The following is a 16,644-nucleotide window of genomic DNA, read 5'->3' on the forward strand; positions in this document are numbered from 1 at the left end:
ATCCGCAGCCTGCCATTGTCGTGCAGGCCAAAGCCTGCCACCAATGGGACATGACGCATCCGGTCACACTTCCGCTCTGGGCCTTCGTGCTGATCGTGCTCTTTGCCGCCGTGACTTTCGCGTCGCACTTCCTGTTTCCGTCGGTGCGCTGGTTCTTCCGCAAGCGTGCGGAACGGGTGATCGCGCGGGTAAACACGCGCCTTGCCCGCCCGATCGAGCCTTTCAAGCTGGCGCGCCGCCACGACATGATCCAGCGCCTGATCTACGACCCCGAGGTCAGTGCCGCCGTCGTGGAGCACGCGAAGGCAAACGACGTGCCAGAGGCGGTCGCCTTCGAACAGGCGCAGAAATACGCGCGCGAGATCGTTCCGGGCTTTTCGGCTACCGCGTATTTCACCGTTGGAATGCGTCTGGCGCGTTGGCTGTCCAATTCGCTTTACCGCGTGCGGATCGCGACCTACCCGCGCGAGGCGCTCGAGGAGCTGGATCCCGACGCCACGATCATCTTCGTGATGAACCACCGCTCGAACATGGATTACGTGCTGGTCACCTACCTGGTCAGCCGGGCGGGGGCCCTTTCCTACGCAGTGGGCGAATGGGCCCGGGTCTGGCCGCTTTCGGGACTGATCCGCATGCTGGGCGCCTACTTCATCCGTCGCCAGTCGCGCGGCGAATTGTATCGCCGGGTTCTCGCGCGTTACGTGCAGATGGCGACCGAGGGTGGCGTCACGCAGGCCATGTTCCCCGAAGGCGGATTGTCACTCTCCGGCGCGGTCAATCGTCCGAAGCTCGGGCTGCTGAACTACATCGTCTCGAACTATCGCCCCGGCAAGCGCGACGTGATCTTCATTCCCGTTGGCCTGAACTACGACCGGACCATCGAGGACCAGTTCCTGATTCGCGCGGCCAAGCGTGGCAACCGCCGGTTCCGGCCGCCGACCTCGACGATCCTGCACGGCGTCTTCACCCACCTGTGGCAACGGGTCACGCGCCAGTTCGATACCTTCGGCACGGCCTCGGTCGGTTTCGGGCAACCGTTGGAGCTTTCGCTGTTTCTGGACACCCTCGACGGTGACGATCCGACAGAGGCCGTCGCGGACGAACTGATGGAGCGGGTCCGTCACGTGGTCCCGGTCCTCGCCGCCCCGTTGATCGCGCGACTCCTGCTGGAGGAGGACGGCCTGACGCGCGAAATGCTCCTGGACCGGACGACGGGCTGCCTGGCTGACCTGGCCTTGCAGGACATGCCCTTGCCGCGGCGCACGCCGCAAGAGCAGGTGGACGATACCCTCGCCCGGTTCAGCAAACGCGGATTGATCCGCGAGAATGGCGCCATCACCGTGACCGAGCAGGGTCAGGATGTCCTGACCTACTACGCAACCTCGATCGCCCATCATTTCGACGACCCTGTGGAAAGGCCGGATCCGGCCGTTGCCGAAGTCGGGGATCCGGCGCGCAACTAAATTTCAAAAACAACAAATTTTGCGTTGCTTAGTTACGCTGCGATTGCATATTGAACCGCAAGCGCCGATTCTGCGGTGCGGCGATACGGATATGCAAGATGGAGACGGACATGGCGCTCGACCAAGCAACCGCGATGGCGGAAAAATCCCTCTACGAGGTCGGTGAACTTCCCCCGCTCGGCCACGTTCCGGAGCGGATGTATGCCTGGACCATCCGCCGCGCGCGACATGGCGAGCCCGACAAGGCGTTCGAGATCGAGGTGGTGGACGTCCCGAAGCCCGACAGCAACGAAGTGCTGGTCATGGTGATGGCGGCCGGCGTCAACTACAACGGCGTCTGGGCCGGCCTTGGCGTGCCGATCAGCCCCTTCGACGTGCACAAGGCGGAATTCCACATCGCGGGCTCCGACGCCTCGGGCATCGTCTACGCGGTGGGTGACAAGGTGAAGCGTTGGAAGATCGGGGACGAGGTGGTCATCCACTGCAACCAGGACGACGGCGACGACGAACACTGCAACGGTGGCGATCCGATGTATTCGCCAAGCCAGCGGATCTGGGGATACGAGACGCCCGACGGGTCCTTCGCGCAGTTCACCTGCGTCCAGTCCCAGCAGCTGATGCCCCGTCCCCGGCACCTGACCTGGGAGGAATCGGCCTGCTACACGCTGACGCTGGCCACCGCCTACAGGATGCTTTTCGGGCATCACCCGCACGAGCTGAAGCCGGGCCAGAACGTGCTGGTCTGGGGCGCCTCGGGCGGTCTTGGATCTTACGCCATCCAGCTGATCAACACGGCGGGGGCGAACGCGATCGGCGTGATCTCGGACGAATCGAAACGCGAGTTCGTCATGTCGCTCGGCGCGAAAGGTGTCCTGAACCGCAACGATTTCGACTGCTGGGGCCAGATGCCCACGGTGAATACGCCCGAATACGCCGCGTGGTTCGCCGAGACGCGCAAGTTCGGCAAGGCGATCTGGGACATCACCGGCAAGGGCAACAACGTCGACATGGTCTTCGAGCACCCCGGCGAGGCGACGTTCCCGGTGTCCACCTTCGTGTGCAAGCGCGGCGGCATGGTCGTCATCTGCGCGGGCACCACGGGGTACAACCTGACCTTCGACGTGCGCTACATGTGGATGCACCAGAAGCGCCTGCAGGGGAGCCATTTCGCGAACCTGGCCCAGGCCTCTGCCGCGAACAAGCTGATGATCGAGCGTCGCCTGGATCCTTGCATGTCCGAGGTCTTTGGCTGGGACCAGATCCCGGCCGCGCATACCAAGATGCGCAAGAACCAGCACAAGCCGGGCAACATGGCGGTGCTGGTCCAGAGCCCGCGGACCGGTCTGCGCACGATCGAGGACGCCCGCAATCCATCCTGATACCTGGGACACCCACAACGGACGACGCAAATTTCATGGCCGGGGCCTCAGTCGCCCCCCCCCCAAAATGGTGAGGTTCAATATTCGGTCCGATTGGTAGGGTCAGGAACAACCCGAGGTTATTCTTTAACCTTTTGTTAATAATTAGCGAGGGACACTGCCGTGGGACAGAAATGGATCATCGACGTACTTGACGACCTCGAAGCCTTTGCGCGGGAAAACGATCTGCCGTCGGTGGCAGGTTGCCTGCGTGACGCTGTCGAAGCCGCCAAGAATGAGGTTCGAACCATGTCCCGCGAGGTGATGGATGGGACAGAGCGCGGTCAGCGTACTGACGGAGGCATTTCTGGCTGAACTGGAAGTCGCGAGCGATCTCGACGACTTCCAGGCGCTCGTCCCTTACCTGCGTGAAACCCTCAAGGTCGATCACGTGGTCTATCACTGGGTCAGCGTGGACGGTGGGCAACTCGGTTTCGGCACGTACGACAACGCATGGGTGCAGCGCTATTCCGACCGGGACTACGTTCGCATCGATCCCGTCGTGCAGTGCAGTTTTCGAAGCTTCGAACCCTTGGACTGGAAGACGATCGACTGGTCCTCGAAGCCCGCGCGGGACCTGCGGGAGGACGCGATACGTCATGGCGTCGGAAACCAGGGTCTGACAGTGCCCATCCGCGGGCCGGCGGGTCAATTCTCGCTCTTGACGGTGTCCAGCAACTGCGACGACGCGACCTGGGACGATTTCATTTCCGCCTACAAGGGCGAACTTGTGCTACTGGCCCATCACATCAATGTTCACGTCTTGCGCGTGCATGCCGAACGCGTCCCCGATCCCTCAGCGCTCTTGTCGCCGCGGGAACTGGACGCGCTCAGCTATCTTGGAATGGGGTACGGGCGGGCCCAAGCAGCTGATTTGATGTCGATTTCCGAGCATACCCTGCGCAGCTACATCGAAGGTGCGCGGCGGAAGCTGGGCGCGCAGAACACGACGCAGGCCGTGGCCCGCGCGGTGGCCGAAGGGCTGATCCTGTCGGGTGGCTCGCCGCGCGGATCGAACCCGGATTGGCCGGGATTGCGCAGGGCGCCGGGGACAAAGGACCTGTCCGACTGAACAGCGTCACTCACAGGCCGGACCATAGCCCGGCGCCGTCACGGTCCCCCGTATGCGCTGCCGGATTGCGCTGGCGGTGCTACGCCGCCACCGTTAGGTTCGCGCCATGAGCGTCCCCGCCATCACCTTCTCCGACGATCAGGCCGAGGCCTGGGATGCGGTCTCGGTCGTCCTGCGTCAGGCGGGCATCGATCTGGCCGACGAACTGCTTCAGCCGCCACAGACCGACGACAGCGCCGTCATGGCGGTGATCGGCAAGGCGGGCAGCGGCAAGACAATGCTTTTGGCACGGCTCTACCGCGCGCTGGCGGAGGCCGGCGTCGATATCGTCTCGGGCGACTGGGAAGGAAAGAAGCGCCCCAACCGGCGGACGCTCGCGATTCTCGCCCCCACCAACAAGGCCGCAAGCGTGCTGCGCGCCCGGGGCGTGCCCGCGACGACGATCCACCGGATCCTCTATACGCCGGTCTACGATCCGGAGTACGAACGCGTCGCCGAATGGTTGGCAGGGCAGGGGGACCGGCCCGAGATCGAGGGGCTGACCGACCTCGCGCTCGACCGCGCGGCGGCGAGCTACCAGGCCCATACCTCGATCCCGGCGGCCCTCGCGGCGGCGGGTCTGCGGGGATCGGATTTCATCACCGGATGGAAACGGCGCGAGGACCCACTCGACATCGGCTTCGTCGACGAATCCTCCATGCTGGATGAAAAGCAGTTCGAGGATCTCAAGGAGATCTTCCCCACCCTCCTGCTCTTCGGCGATCCCGCGCAGCTGCCGCCCGTGCAATCCTCTGGCGGAATGGTGTTCGAGACGTTGCCCGCGCCTTTTGTCCGTACGCTCAGCCGCATCCACAGGCAGGACGCGGACAACCCGATCCTGGACCTGGCCCATGCGCTGGCCGACCCGATGATCGACTTCTACCATTTCGAGCGCATGGTGGCCGACGCCGCCGAGCGCGACGACCGCGTGGTCATGGCGCAGCGTGTCGAATCGGACCTCATGGCGCGCTCCCCGGTGCTGGTCTGGACCAACAAGACCCGCATCCGCCTGATCCATGCCTTCCGCGCCGCCTATGACGCGCCCGCCGACAGCCTTCTGGAAGGTGAGCCGCTTATCTGCGACGGGATCGAGCTGCCGATGAAGCACCGCAAGAAGCGGCTGGATCTCGAAGCGCGCGGCCTGATCAAGGGGGCGCAGGTGATCTACCTCGGGCCGGGCAAGCGCCCGGGCTTCAGCAGGTTGCACCTGATCGGCGCGCTCGACCCGCAGATGTCCGCGGCCAGCATCGTCAAGATCGAACACGAGGGCGACGAGGAACCTTTCATCCCCTTCGCGGCCAAGATGGGGGCGACCTTCCTGCACGGCGCCGCGGTCACGATCCACAAGGCACAGGGGTCGCAGTGGGATACGGTGCAGGTCTTCGCCCCGGATATCGAGATGGCCTCTCGCATGGGGCGGGTCGAGGCGGGCCAGCCCCTGTGGAAGCGCCTGGCATACGTCGCGATCACCCGCGCCGAGCGCCAGCTGCGCTGGGTCGTGCGAAACCGGCTGGCAAAGCCCGAAAATCCGGTCTTGCGCGTCGACGACCTCGTCGCAGCCCCCGCGCCCCTGGTTCTGCAACCGGACGAGGCGGGCTGACCGGGCCCGCTCAGCTCAGGTGGTGACGTCCGGCCCGGTCTTGCCGGTGCGCTCGCGGATCCGGGCGATCTCTTCCGCTGCCGCGATGACCCAGCCCAGCGCCTCCTGCGGATCCTGTTCGAAGAGCGCGGGGTCGGTTTCGAGCGATTCGAGGTAGAGCCGCACGGTCGCCCCCGAGGTGCCGGTTCCCGACAGCCGGATCACGAAGCGTGCGCCGCCCTCGAAGATCACGCGGATGCCCTGGTGTTCGCTCACCGATCCATCGACCGGGTCGTGATAGGCGTAATCGTCGGCCTGCGCGATCCGGTTGCCCTGCACAATCTGTCCCGGCAAGTCGTTTAGCCGGGCGCGCAGGTCCGCCATCATGGCGTCGGCGGTCTGAGTCTCGACGCCTTCGTAGTCATGGCGCGAGTAGTAGTTGCGCCCGTAGGTCTGCCAGTGATCGGCCATGATCTCGGCCACCGACATCTTGCGCACGGCGAGGATGTTCAGCCACATCAGGATCGCCCAAAGCCCGTCTTTCTCGCGCACGTGATCGGAACCGGTGCCGAAGGATTCCTCTCCGCAGAGGGTCACGCGATCATCGTCCATCAGGTTGCCGAAGAATTTCCAGCCCGTGGGCGTCTCGTAGCAGGTCATGCCCATCTTCTCGGCCACCCGATCGACGGCGGCCGAAGTCGGCATCGACCGGGCCACGCCCTTGAGCCCATCGCTGTAGCCTTTCGCAAGATGCGCATTCGCGGCCAGGACCGCGAGCGAATCGCTGGGGCTGACGTAGACTTGCGGTCCGACCACCATGTTGCGATCGCCGTCCCCGTCCGACGCGGCGCCGAAATCCGGCGCGTCGTCGCCCTTCATTGCGTCCATCAGCTCGTGCGCCCAGGTGGGATTGGGGTCGGGGTGCATGCCGCCGAAGTCGGGCAGGGGGGTGCCGTGGACGACGCTGCCCTCGGGCGCGCCCAGCCGGTCTTCAAGAATCTCGTGGCCGTAGGGCCCGGTGATCGCGCACATCGCATCGAACCGGATCCGGAAACCGCCCTCGAACAGCGCCCGGATCGCCTCGAAATCGAAGAGCGTCTCCATCAGGGCGGCGTAATCCTCCACCGGGTCCACGATGGTGACGGTCATGTCGCCCAGCGCGGTCTCTCCCACGGTGGACAGGTCGACGTCCTGCGCCTCCAGAATGCGGTATTCCGTGATCTCCTCGGTGCGCTTGAACATGGCGCCCGTGACGGACTCCGGCGCGGGGCCGCCGTTGGGCATGTTGAACTTCACGCCGAAATCCTCGTCCTCGCCCCCGGGGTTGTGGGAGGCCGACATGATGATCCCGCCATCGGTCTTGTTCAGCCGGATGAGGTGCGACGCCGCAGGGGTCGAGAGAAGCGCGTCGCGTCCGACGATCATGCGTGCAGCGCCGTTGGCTGCGGCCATGCGCAGGATCACCTGGGCCGCGCGTTCGTTGAAATACCGCCCGTCGCCACCCAGCACGAAGGTCTTGCCTGCGGCGCCGCCGATCCCGTCGAAGATGCTTTGGACGAAATTTTCGAGGTAATGCGTCTGCATGAAGACCCGCGTCTTCTTGCGCAGGCCGGAGGTGCCGGGTTTCTGGCCTTCGATGGGATGTGTCTTGACGGTGGTCATGGGGGCAGCTCCTTGCAACTTGCAGGGAAGCTAGCTCAATCCCCGGTGCGGGCAAAGACGCAGACCGACTGCGCGGCCACCGTCACCGTGCCCGTCACGCTTTGCGGACCATCCTTGGGGCGGGCGGTGTCGAGGATCAGCTCCCAGGGGCAATCGTCCTCGCAGTCGGGCAAGGTGATCTCCACCGCGTCGCCGGCGTTGAAGGTGATGAAAAGGACGTCGTCCGAGGCCGCGTAGTCGGGCGTGGCGCTGGCGGTGCGCATCTCCACGGACAGTGCGCGCCAGTCGGGATCGCTCCAGTCGCCGGCCTCGGGCGCGCTGCCGTCGGGCTTGCGCCAGAACAAATCCGGGATGCCGTCGGTATGCCGGGGGCGCGCATGCAGGAAACGGTTTTGCCGCAGCACGGGGTGATCGCGCCGCAACTGCGTCAGCTTGCGCACGAAGCCCAGCAGCGCGTCGTCGGGTCGATCCCAGTTCACCCAGCCGGTGTCGTTGTCCTGGGCGAAGGTGTTGTTGTTGCCCCACTGGCTGTTGCCGATCTCGTCCCCCGACAGAAGGAAGGGCGTGCCTTGGCTCAGGAAGATCGTCGCCAGCAGGTTGCGCTTGCGCTGTGCGCGGGCGGCGCGGATCGCGGGATCGTCGGTGGGCCCCTCCACCCCGAGGTTGTTGGAGAAGTTCTTGTCGGACCCGTCGCGATTGTCCTCGCCGTTGGCCTCGTTGTGCTTGCGGTCGTAGGAGACGAGATCCTGCATCACCATCCCGTCGTGCACGGTGACGAAGTTGATCGAGGCATTGGCCCCGCGGCCCGAATGGTCGAACTGCCGCGCGCTGCCCGCGACACGCTTGGCGAGCAGGCCGGTCAACCCGGCGTCGCCGCGCCAGAACTGCCGCACGTCGTCGCGGAACTTGTCATTGAATTCCATGAACGGGTGCGGAAACGCGCCCAGCTGGTAGCCGCCGGGCCCCAGGTCCCAAGGTTCGGTGATCAGCTTCACGCGTCCCAGCACCGGATCCTGCCGCAGCGCGTCGAGAAAGCCGCCTTCCCGGTCAAAGCCCCAGGGCTCCCGCGCGAGGTTCACGCCAAGATCGAAGCGGAAGCCGTCGACATGCATGACCTCGACCCAGTAGCGCAGGGAATCCATCACCATCCGCAGCACCATCGGATGCTCCACCCGCAGGCTGTTGCCGACGCCGGTGTCATTGATGTAGTTGCGACCGCCGTCCGCAAGGCGGTAGTAGGCCTTGTTGTCGAAGCCGCGGAACGACAGGGTGGGGCCCATCTCGTTGCCTTCGGCGGTGTGGTTGTAGACCACGTCGAGGATGACCTCGATTCCCGCTTCGTGGAATCGGCGCACCATTGTCTGGAATTCCCAGATCCCGTGGTTGGTCATGTAGCGCGGCTCGGGCGCGAAGAACCCGATGGAATTATAGCCCCAGTAGTTCCGCAGCCCCTGTTTCACCAGGAAATGGTCGTCCACGAAGGCTTGAGAGGGCATCAACTGGACGCTGGTCACACCGAGCTTCGTGAGGTGATCCAGCACGGGCGGTGCCGCCATCCCGAGGAACTTGCCGCGTTGGCCCGGGCTGATGCCCGGCATCCGGGCGGTCATGCCCTTCACGTGCGCCTCGTAGAGCACCGTGTCCGAGGCGGAGATATCGGGCGGCGTGTCGTCGCCCCAGTTGAACGACGGGTCGACCACCACGGCGCGCTGGGCGGCGAAGGCGCTGTCGCGCGCGTCGAAGGACAGATCACCGCGCGGGCTGCCCACCCGGTAGCCCATCAGGGCGTCAGACCATTTCAGCTTTCCGAACAGGCGCTTGGCGTAGGGGTCGACCAGCAGCTTGTTGTAGTTGAAACGGTGGCCGTCCTCCGGGGCGTAGGGGCCGTGGACGCGAAACCCGTATTTCGTCCCCGGCGTCAGTCCGCCCACGTAGACGTGCCAGACATCGCCGTCGCGTTCCAGAAGCGGCAGGCGCGCACGTTCCTTGCGGCCGTCGTCGGTGAAGAGGCACAGGTCGATGCGGGTCGCGTGTTCCGAGAAGACGGCGAAGTTCACACCCGCCCCGTCGAAGGTCGCGCCCAACGGATAGGGCTTGCCCGCGCTGAGCGGATGATCCCGCAGCTTGGTCGGGACGGTCTGGTTCAGTTGGGCATTCAAGCGATCAGGGACTCGTACAGGTCAGCGTAGGAGGCGGCGGATCTTTCCCACCCCAAGGCCTGTGACATGCCCGTTTTCTGCATCTTTGTCCATGTTCCCTTGTCCTGGAACAAGGAAACGGTGCGTCTCAACGTTTGCGAGAATGCCAGTGCGTCCACCGGATGGAACTGCAGGCCGGTCGCGACCCCGTCCGAAATCGCCATCGGGTTGGCATCTATGACCGTGTCGGCGAGGCCTCCGGTCAGGGCCACCACGGGCACGCAGCCGTAGGCCAGCCCGTACATCTGGGTCAGCCCGCAAGGCTCGAACCGGCTGGGCACCAGCACCGCGTCGCCGCCTGCAAACATGCGGTGCGACAGCGCCTCGTCGTAGCCGATCCGAAGACCGACCCGACCCGGATGGGCCTCGGCCAGCGACCTCAGATCCGCTTCGATCCCGGCCTCGCCGGATCCCAGCACGGCGAGCGCCCCGCCGGAGGCCAGGAAGTCCGGCAAGGATTCGGCAAGCAGATCCATGCCCTTTTGTCCCGTCAGGCGGCTCACGACCACCGCCAGCGGGCCTTCGGTTTCCGCCAGATCGAACTCCGCCAGCAGCGCCGCCCGGTTCCGGGCCTTCTTAGACAGGGTGGCCGCGTCGTAGGTTTCCACAATCAGGGGATCGCGCGCCGGATCCCAGACAGCGGTGTCGATCCCGTTGAGGATGCCGTGAAAGTCCGCCGCGCGATATTCTAGAAGCCCTTCGAAGCCGAAGCCGAACGCGGGCCGCATCAGCTCTGCTGCATAGGTCGGGCTGACGGTGGTGACGGCATCGGCATGGGCGATCCCGGCCTTCAGGCTGGAGAGATTGCCCCAGAATTCGAGGCTGTCGCGATTGAACGCCGAGACCGGCAGGCGCAAGGCATCGAGCGCCGCCGCGGGGGCCTCGCCCTTGAAGGCGATGTTGTGGATCGTCATGACCGATCGGGCGGGGGTCCTGGTGCACAGATCCATGTAGGCGGGTGCGAAGCCGGCCTGCCAGTCGTGGCAATGGACGACCTGCGGCTGCCACCCGTCCGACAGGCCCGACGCCGCGATTTGCGCGGCGACCCAGGACAGTGCCGCGAAGCGCCGCGCGTTGTCGGGGAAATCATGCGGGTCGCCGTAAGGCCCACCCGACCGATCGTAAAGGTGCGGCGCGTCCAGGGCGAGGATGATCGCTGGCCCCACCCGGCCAATCAGGACGCGCGCCGGACCGCCGAAAAGGTCATCGTCCGACCAGGCCTCGGTCGCATCGGCCAGCTTCTCGACGAGACCCGGATAGGCCGGGATCAGCGTGCGCATCTCCCACCCCAAGGGTTCCAGCGCGCCGGGCAGCGCACCCGCCACATCCGCCAGCCCGCCGGTCTTGACCAGCGGCACGCATTCCGAAGCGACCGACAGCACGCGTCCCCCCATGACGTCAGCGCCTTGCCGCAAGCGCGTCGATCATCTTCTGCGTGACCAGCACCACGCCCTTGTCGGTGACCCGGAACCCGTTGGCGCGGTCGGTCTCGGGGTCGAGGCCGATGGCCAGCCCTTCGGGAATCTCCACCCCGCGGTCGAGGACGCAGTTGCGCAGCTCGGCCTTGCGGCGGACACAGACGTTGGGCAGCGCCACCACCCGGTGCAGGGACGAATAACTGTGGGTCCGCACGCCGGTGAACAGAAGCGATTCGCTGATCTCGGAGCCCGAGATGATGCAGTTGCCCGACACCATCGAACTTACCGCAGAGCCGCGCCGTCCATCCTCGTTGTGAATGAACTTCGCGGGGGGCACGCTTTCGGCGTAGGTCCAGATCGGCCATTCGTTGTCGTAGAGATCGAGCGGCGGCGTGAATTGCGTGAGGTCGATGTTGGCCTGCCAGAAGGCATCCACGGTGCCGACGTCGCGCCAGTAGGGCTCCGTCTCCAGTCCCGACATGATGCAACTGTCCTGGAACCGGTGCGCCATCGCCTTCCCGTTCCTGACGATATGCGGGATGATGTCGTGGCCGAAGTCGTGGCTGCTGTCGGATGCCTCGGCGTCCTCGATCAGAAGCTGGCGCAGGAATTTCCAGTCGAAGATGTAGATCCCCATAGACCCCAGGGCATGGTCCGGATCGCCGGGGATGGCGGGCGGATCGGAAGGCTTCTCCAGGAAATCCGTGATCCGCATCTGGTCGTCGACATGCATGACGCCCAGCGCCGTGGCCTCCATCCGCGGCACGGTGAGGCAGCCGACGGTGACGTCGGCACCGGTATCGACGTGCTGTTGCAGCATCACCTCGTAGTCCATCTTGTAGACGTGGTCGCCCGCCAGCACGACGATATACTCGACATCGTAGCTGTCGATGATGTCGATGTTCTGCGTCACCGCGTCGGCGGTGCCCACGTACCATTTTTCTTCGGTCACGCGTTGCGAGGCGGGCAGGATGTCGAGGAACTCGTTGCGCTCGGCGCGCAGGAAATTCCAGCCGCGCTGGCAATGCCGGATCAGGCTGTGCGCCTTGTACTGCGTGGCGATCGCCATCTTGCGCATGCCGGAATTGAGCGCGTTCGACAGCGCGAAATCAACGATCCGCGTCTTGCCGCCGAAATAGACAGCCGGTTTCGCGCGGTCGTCGGTCAGCTCTTTCAGGCGGCTGCCGCGACCGCCGGCGAGCACGAAGGCCAGCGCACGGTTCGACAGTCTGGGGTTGGCTTTGGGTTTCATGGCGGGTCCTCCCTGGAAATCTACAGGTCTATGGGCGGCGAACGACAGGGGAGCGTGGCGGCACGCGTCCCTGCGCGTGATGCCCGGAGCGCATCAAGGGTCGATCGGGCATCGTGCGGGCGGCATCACGGCCGTCGGGATCGACGGCTCGTCGCGCCACGATGCCTCGCCCGGCGGCGAAGACAGTCGGGGCGACGGCGTCGAAGGGCCGGGGGTCGGGCATCGCAGTCTCCACAGAAGGCGATCCGGATCGAAAACCCGCGGTGTTCGAACCGGTCTTAATCATTTGGAAACTATGTGGCGCAACAAGGGACAAGGTAAAGTCTCCCACCCGGCAACTGTGTTGCCGACCCGCCATAGGACGACAGAAGCTGCGGCCGCCGCTGGCGCGACTCGGGGGGCGCTTCTACTACGAAAGTGACGTCTCCATCCCGGATCCATGCATGCGCCTGCCCGTTCTGATCCTTGCCAGTTTCCTGCTCGTTCCGGCGGTACGGGCGCAGGACCTCGTGCAACCGCGGGAGGTGATCGGCTCCGGGCGTCTGTTCAACAACGATCTGCTGGGGGACGGCCACGACCGGTGGCGCACCGGAAGCTTCGTCTACAGTCAGTTGCGGGCGCCGCTTCCCTACGACGGCACCTTGCCCGGTTTCGGCGATATCATCGAATACCGCCTGCGATCCGAGATCATCACCCCCGAACGCGCCACCCGCGGACGGCCCTACGTGGGTCTTCTGTCGGCCGGTGCGCATAACCATTTCAGCCTGGGCCAGGCCCATGCGCGGGTCGGCGCGGACGTCGTCTTCGTCGGGCCGCAGACCGGGCTGGACGAATTCCAGAAGGATTACCACGACCTCTTCGACCTCCAGCCGCCGGTGACCACGCCGCAATTGGACGACGCCACCTTCCTCGACCTCTCGGCGGAGGTGCGGCAGGACTTCGTGCTGGGCCCGCGCACGCGCGTTCAGCCGTTCGCCGAGGCCCGCGTCGGGACGGAGGACCTTGCCCGCGTCGGCGCGGACCTGGTGTTCGGGCAGGTCCTGCAGGACGATCTGTCGATGCGTGATGTCGTCACCGGACAGCTCTACCCCGCCGTTCGGGAGAAGACGACGACGGGGGTTGGCCTCGTCTTCGGTGTGGACGTGGCCGCGGTGTCCGACAGCGCCTTCCTGCCAAGCTCTTTCGGCTACGAACCGACCGACGTCCGCCGCCGTGCCCGCGCGGGTGTCACGGTCCAGCCCAACCCGTTCCTGTCGGTGTTCTACGGCGCGACATACCTCTCGCCGGAGTTCGAAAGCCAGCCGGAAGGGCAGGTTTCGGGCTCCTTGCGGATCAAGTTCAACTTCTAAGTCGTCAGCGCGTCGCTTCGCGGCATCAGTGCCACAGGGCCATGCCGCCAGGGTTCGGCCCGCTTGTTTCGCGCGTGGTGCAGCGCCTAGGCTTGGATGCAAGGCGCCGCGCGATCAACGACGCGGCCGGTAGAGGCAAGGTTTTACAGGTATGAAAACGGGCTTCAAAGGCACGTTCGTCATCCCCTGGTCGCAGACGGTGCTCGACGGTCGGCGGAATGCACCCGTCGGATCGGTCCGCGCGGGCGCCTGCTGGTCCTGGACTGGCGAGGCCCTGCGGGTGGACGGTCCCAACACGGTTCTGCCGCTGGGCCCGACGCAGGCGCAGACGAACATTCACGACCGCGCCGCCTTCATGGTGCGTCGCCTGATGGGGCGACGCGGAGGGCCGCGTCCCGCAGCGCAGGACATGTCATCCACCCGGGAGGGTCCCTTGGGCCATGCGCTGTCGGTCACCGACGGTCTCACCCGCTGGGACCTGTCGTTGCTGGCACGGCGCGATGGCACCCTGCTGGCGGTCGTGCGGGACGCAATTCCGCCCCCGGGGGTGGATTTGTGGGTCGTGCGCCACAGCCTCGACCAAGCTGCCATGCCGCCGCGACATCCGTCCGGGGTCATCTGCTTCACGCCAGGAACCGCGATCCTGACACGCGACGGCCCACGCGACGTGTCGGAGCTGCGCGAAGGCGACTGGATCCAGACCAAGGACAACGGTCTCGCGCCGATCCTCTGGCGCGGCGCGCGTCGCATCAGCGGGGCCCGGCTGCGGGCCGATCCGGATCTTGCACCGGTGCGGCTGCGCGCGGGCGCACTTGATTCAGGCGTGCCCGACGCGGGGCTGCTGGTCTCGCCCGATCACCGGGTGGTGCTGCGTGGAGCGCGCGCCCGGGCCATGTGGAACACCGAGGAAGTGCTGGTCGCCGCCCGGGATCTGATCGACGGAACCACGATCCGGCGCGAACCCCACCAGCGCGACCTGTCCTACATTCACCTGATGCTGCCCCGACACGAGATCGTCTTCGCGAACGGGGTGGAAACCGAAAGCTTCCATCCCGCTCATGCGGCGCTGGGGACGTTGTCGGATCCCGACCGCACCCGGCTTTTCGCGCAGATGCCAGAACTGCGGCAGGCGCCGGAGGCCTACGGTCCTTCCGCACGGCGGCGCCTGTCCCGGGCCGAGGCCGCGATCCTCGCTGCCTGAGGCCCGAGTTCAGCCCGCCGCCGCATGCGGGGACGGGAAGCACTAAGCGTGGATGGGGAGGTCACGGACCCCGTGGCCCGAGCATTTTTCACCGCCGCCACGCGACCTGCGAACATGGGTTGGCAGAGGCAGGCCTAGCCCACCAGCGCGCGGTATTCCTTGGCATCCAGCAGGTCGTCCAGCTGATCGCTGTCTTCCAGGGCCATCGAGAAGAGCCAACCGTCGCTCAAGGGATCGTCGCCCACCAGCGCGGGATTGTTCTCGAGCGCCGCGTTGACCTCCAGGATCTCGCCCGACAGCGGGGCCAGGATCTCGAGGGTTTCGCCGTCGCTTTCGATCACGACCACCGCGTCATCGCGCACCAGGGCCGTGCCGACCTCGGGCAGGTCCACGAAGGTGACTTCGCCCATCTCGACCAGCGCATGCTCGGTGACCCCGACCACGACCTCGTCCTCCTCGACGCGGATCCAGACGTGTTCCTCGGTGAAATTCATCGCCGTTCCTCTCGTTCGGCCAGTTTGCAACGAAAGCCCACCTAGGGCCTTTCGTTCACGCGGCGACCATCAATCCGTCGGCCTTCAGGCGGGCGTGCGTCTCGTCCAGCGACTGGACGGCCCGGTCGATGAAGATGTCGATCTCGTCCTCGGAAATCACCAGCGGTGGCGCGATGACCATGCGGTCGCCCACGTGACGCATGACCAGGTTGTTGGCGAAGCACCGTTCGCGGCAGATCAGACCGACGGTCCCTTCCTCCGAGGCGAAGCGCGCCCGCGCGGCCTTGTCGGGCGTCATGGCGATGCTGCCCATCATGCCGACGATCGAGGCGTCGCCGACCAGGGGGTGATCCTCCAGCGCCTTCCATTTCTCCTGCAGGTACGGCCCGGCCACGGTCTGCACGTGGCCGATCACGTCCTCGTCCTGCAGGATGCGCAGGTTTTCCAGCGCGAGGGCGGCGCAGAGCGGGTGCGCGGAGTAGGTATAGCCGTGGTTGAACTCGCCCGCGTCATTGATGACCTGTGCCACCTCGTCCGACAAAAGCGAGGCCCCGATCGGTGCGTAGCCGGAGGACAGGCCCTTGGCGACGGTCATCACGTCGGGCCGGATGCCCAGCGTCTGGGATCCGAACCAGTTGCCGGTCCGCCCGAAGCCGGTGATGACTTCGTCGGCGATCAGAAGGATCTCGCGCTCGTCGCAGATGCGCTGGATCTCGGGCCAGTAGGTCTCCGGCGGGATGATGACGCCGCCCGCACCCTGGATGGGTTCCGCGATGAAGGCCGCGACGCGTCCTTCGCCGACCTTGTCGATGGCGCGTTCCAGAAGGCGCGCCCGGGCAAGACCGAATTCCTCGGGCGTCATGTCGCCGCCTTCGAAGTACCAGTCGGGCTGTTCGATGTGCAGGATGCCGGGGATCGGCAGACCGCCCTGGCTGTGCATGCCCTTCATGCCGCCGAGCGAGGCGGAGCCCATGGTGGAGCCGTGATACCCGTTCCAGCGCGAGATGATGATGTCCTTTTCGGGCTTGCCCTTGGCCGCCCAGTAGTGCCGCACGACCCGGATGTTGGTGTCGTTGCTGTCGGAGCCTGAGCCGTTGAAGAAGACCTGGTTCAACTCGCCCGGCGCCAGTTCCGCCAGCTTCGCGGCAAGATGGACGGCGGGCACGTGGGTGGTCTGGAAGAAGGTGTTGTAGAAGCTCAGCTGCCGGACCTGGGCTGCGGCGACCTCGGCCATCTCGGGGCGGCCGAAACCGATGTTGACGCACCACAATCCCGCCATGGCGTCGAGGATGCGGTTGTTTTCGCTGTCGGTCAGCCAGACCCCCTCGGCACCCGTGATCACGCGCGCGCCCTTGTGGATCAGCCCGGATCCGTCGGTGAACGGGTGCAGGTGATGGGCGGCGTCCAGCGCCTGCAACTCGGCGGTCGGCAGGTTGGTATCGTACATGGCGCGGGCTCCTTCAGCGAATGTCTGACCCGACGATTGCGCCTGTCACGGA

The 16,644-nt window shown here is 65.6% G+C and carries 13 protein-coding genes; 7 read left to right on the forward strand and 6 right to left on the reverse strand.

The features are described 5' to 3' along the window. The first annotated feature begins 50 nt into the window (after nt 1-50). From EU805_RS04190 to EU805_RS04210, 5 genes are all read left to right on the forward strand, one after another. Complete coding sequence (locus EU805_RS04190) at nt 51-1,463, forward strand: 1-acyl-sn-glycerol-3-phosphate acyltransferase (RefSeq protein WP_129762662.1); 1,413 nt, start codon at nt 51-53, stop codon at nt 1,461-1,463. A gap of 110 nt (nt 1,464-1,573) precedes the next feature. Then, a complete protein-coding gene (gene ccrA / locus EU805_RS04195) occupies nt 1,574-2,842 on the forward strand; it encodes a crotonyl-CoA carboxylase/reductase (RefSeq protein ID WP_129762663.1) in 1,269 nt (422 codons plus the stop codon). 162 nt (nt 2,843-3,004) lie between these two features. Then, on the forward strand, nt 3,005-3,196 hold the full coding sequence (locus EU805_RS04200) for a hypothetical protein (protein ID WP_129762664.1): 192 nt from the start codon (nt 3,005-3,007) through the stop codon (nt 3,194-3,196). After that, entirely contained in the window at nt 3,150-3,953 is an 804-nt protein-coding gene (locus EU805_RS04205; protein WP_129762665.1) for a LuxR family transcriptional regulator, read from the forward strand. Before EU805_RS04200 ends, EU805_RS04205 begins: the two co-directional genes overlap by 47 nt. A 106-nt stretch (nt 3,954-4,059) precedes the next feature. Next, nucleotides 4,060-5,592, forward strand: coding sequence for an ATP-dependent RecD-like DNA helicase (locus tag EU805_RS04210; RefSeq protein WP_129762666.1), 1,533 nt, complete (start codon nt 4,060-4,062; stop codon nt 5,590-5,592). 15 nt (nt 5,593-5,607) lie between these two features. Here EU805_RS04210 and EU805_RS04215 read toward each other — a convergent pair whose 3' ends face one another. The 4 genes from EU805_RS04215 to glgC are packed head-to-tail and all read right to left on the reverse strand — an operon-like array spanning nt 5,608 to nt 12,101. Then, nucleotides 5,608-7,233, reverse strand: coding sequence for an alpha-D-glucose phosphate-specific phosphoglucomutase (locus EU805_RS04215; RefSeq protein WP_129762667.1), 1,626 nt, complete (start codon nt 7,231-7,233; stop codon nt 5,608-5,610). 35 nt (nt 7,234-7,268) lie between these two features. Then, the gene (gene glgX, locus EU805_RS04220; protein WP_242494052.1) at nt 7,269-9,392 is read right to left on the reverse strand and encodes a glycogen debranching protein GlgX; all 2,124 of its coding nucleotides are present in this window, start codon (nt 9,390-9,392) and stop codon (nt 7,269-7,271) included. Then, complete coding sequence (gene glgA, locus EU805_RS04225; protein ID WP_129762668.1) at nt 9,389-10,825, reverse strand: glycogen synthase GlgA; 1,437 nt, start codon at nt 10,823-10,825, stop codon at nt 9,389-9,391. The genes glgX and glgA overlap by 4 nt, the downstream gene beginning before the upstream one ends. Nucleotides 10,826-10,829: 4 nt before the next feature. Continuing rightward, nucleotides 10,830-12,101: a glucose-1-phosphate adenylyltransferase gene (gene glgC / locus EU805_RS04230; protein WP_129762669.1), complete on the reverse strand. Its 1,272-nt coding sequence runs from the start codon at nt 12,099-12,101 to the stop codon at nt 10,830-10,832. A 443-nt stretch (nt 12,102-12,544) separates the two neighbouring features. On the opposite strand from glgC, the gene EU805_RS04235 reads away from it, so the two are divergent. Then, a complete protein-coding gene (locus tag EU805_RS04235; protein ID WP_165351881.1) occupies nt 12,545-13,450 on the forward strand; it encodes a lipid A-modifier LpxR family protein in 906 nt (301 codons plus the stop codon). 151 nt (nt 13,451-13,601) lie between these two features. Then, complete coding sequence (locus EU805_RS04240) at nt 13,602-14,651, forward strand: Hint domain-containing protein (RefSeq protein ID WP_129762671.1); 1,050 nt, start codon at nt 13,602-13,604, stop codon at nt 14,649-14,651. Nucleotides 14,652-14,785: 134 nt separating this feature from the next. Here the strand turns inward: EU805_RS04240 and gcvH are convergent, their stop codons facing one another. Further along, entirely contained in the window at nt 14,786-15,145 is a 360-nt protein-coding gene (gene gcvH / locus EU805_RS04245) for a glycine cleavage system protein GcvH (RefSeq protein ID WP_129762672.1), read from the reverse strand. A 55-nt stretch (nt 15,146-15,200) separates the two neighbouring features. Then, a complete protein-coding gene (locus tag EU805_RS04250; protein ID WP_129762673.1) occupies nt 15,201-16,592 on the reverse strand; it encodes an aspartate aminotransferase family protein in 1,392 nt (463 codons plus the stop codon). Between the last annotated feature and the right edge of the window lie 52 nt (nt 16,593-16,644).

It is taken from the genome of Salipiger sp. IMCC34102 (assembly GCF_004145405.1).
In the GTDB taxonomy this organism is placed as follows: Bacteria; Pseudomonadota; Alphaproteobacteria; order Rhodobacterales; family Rhodobacteraceae; genus Loktanella.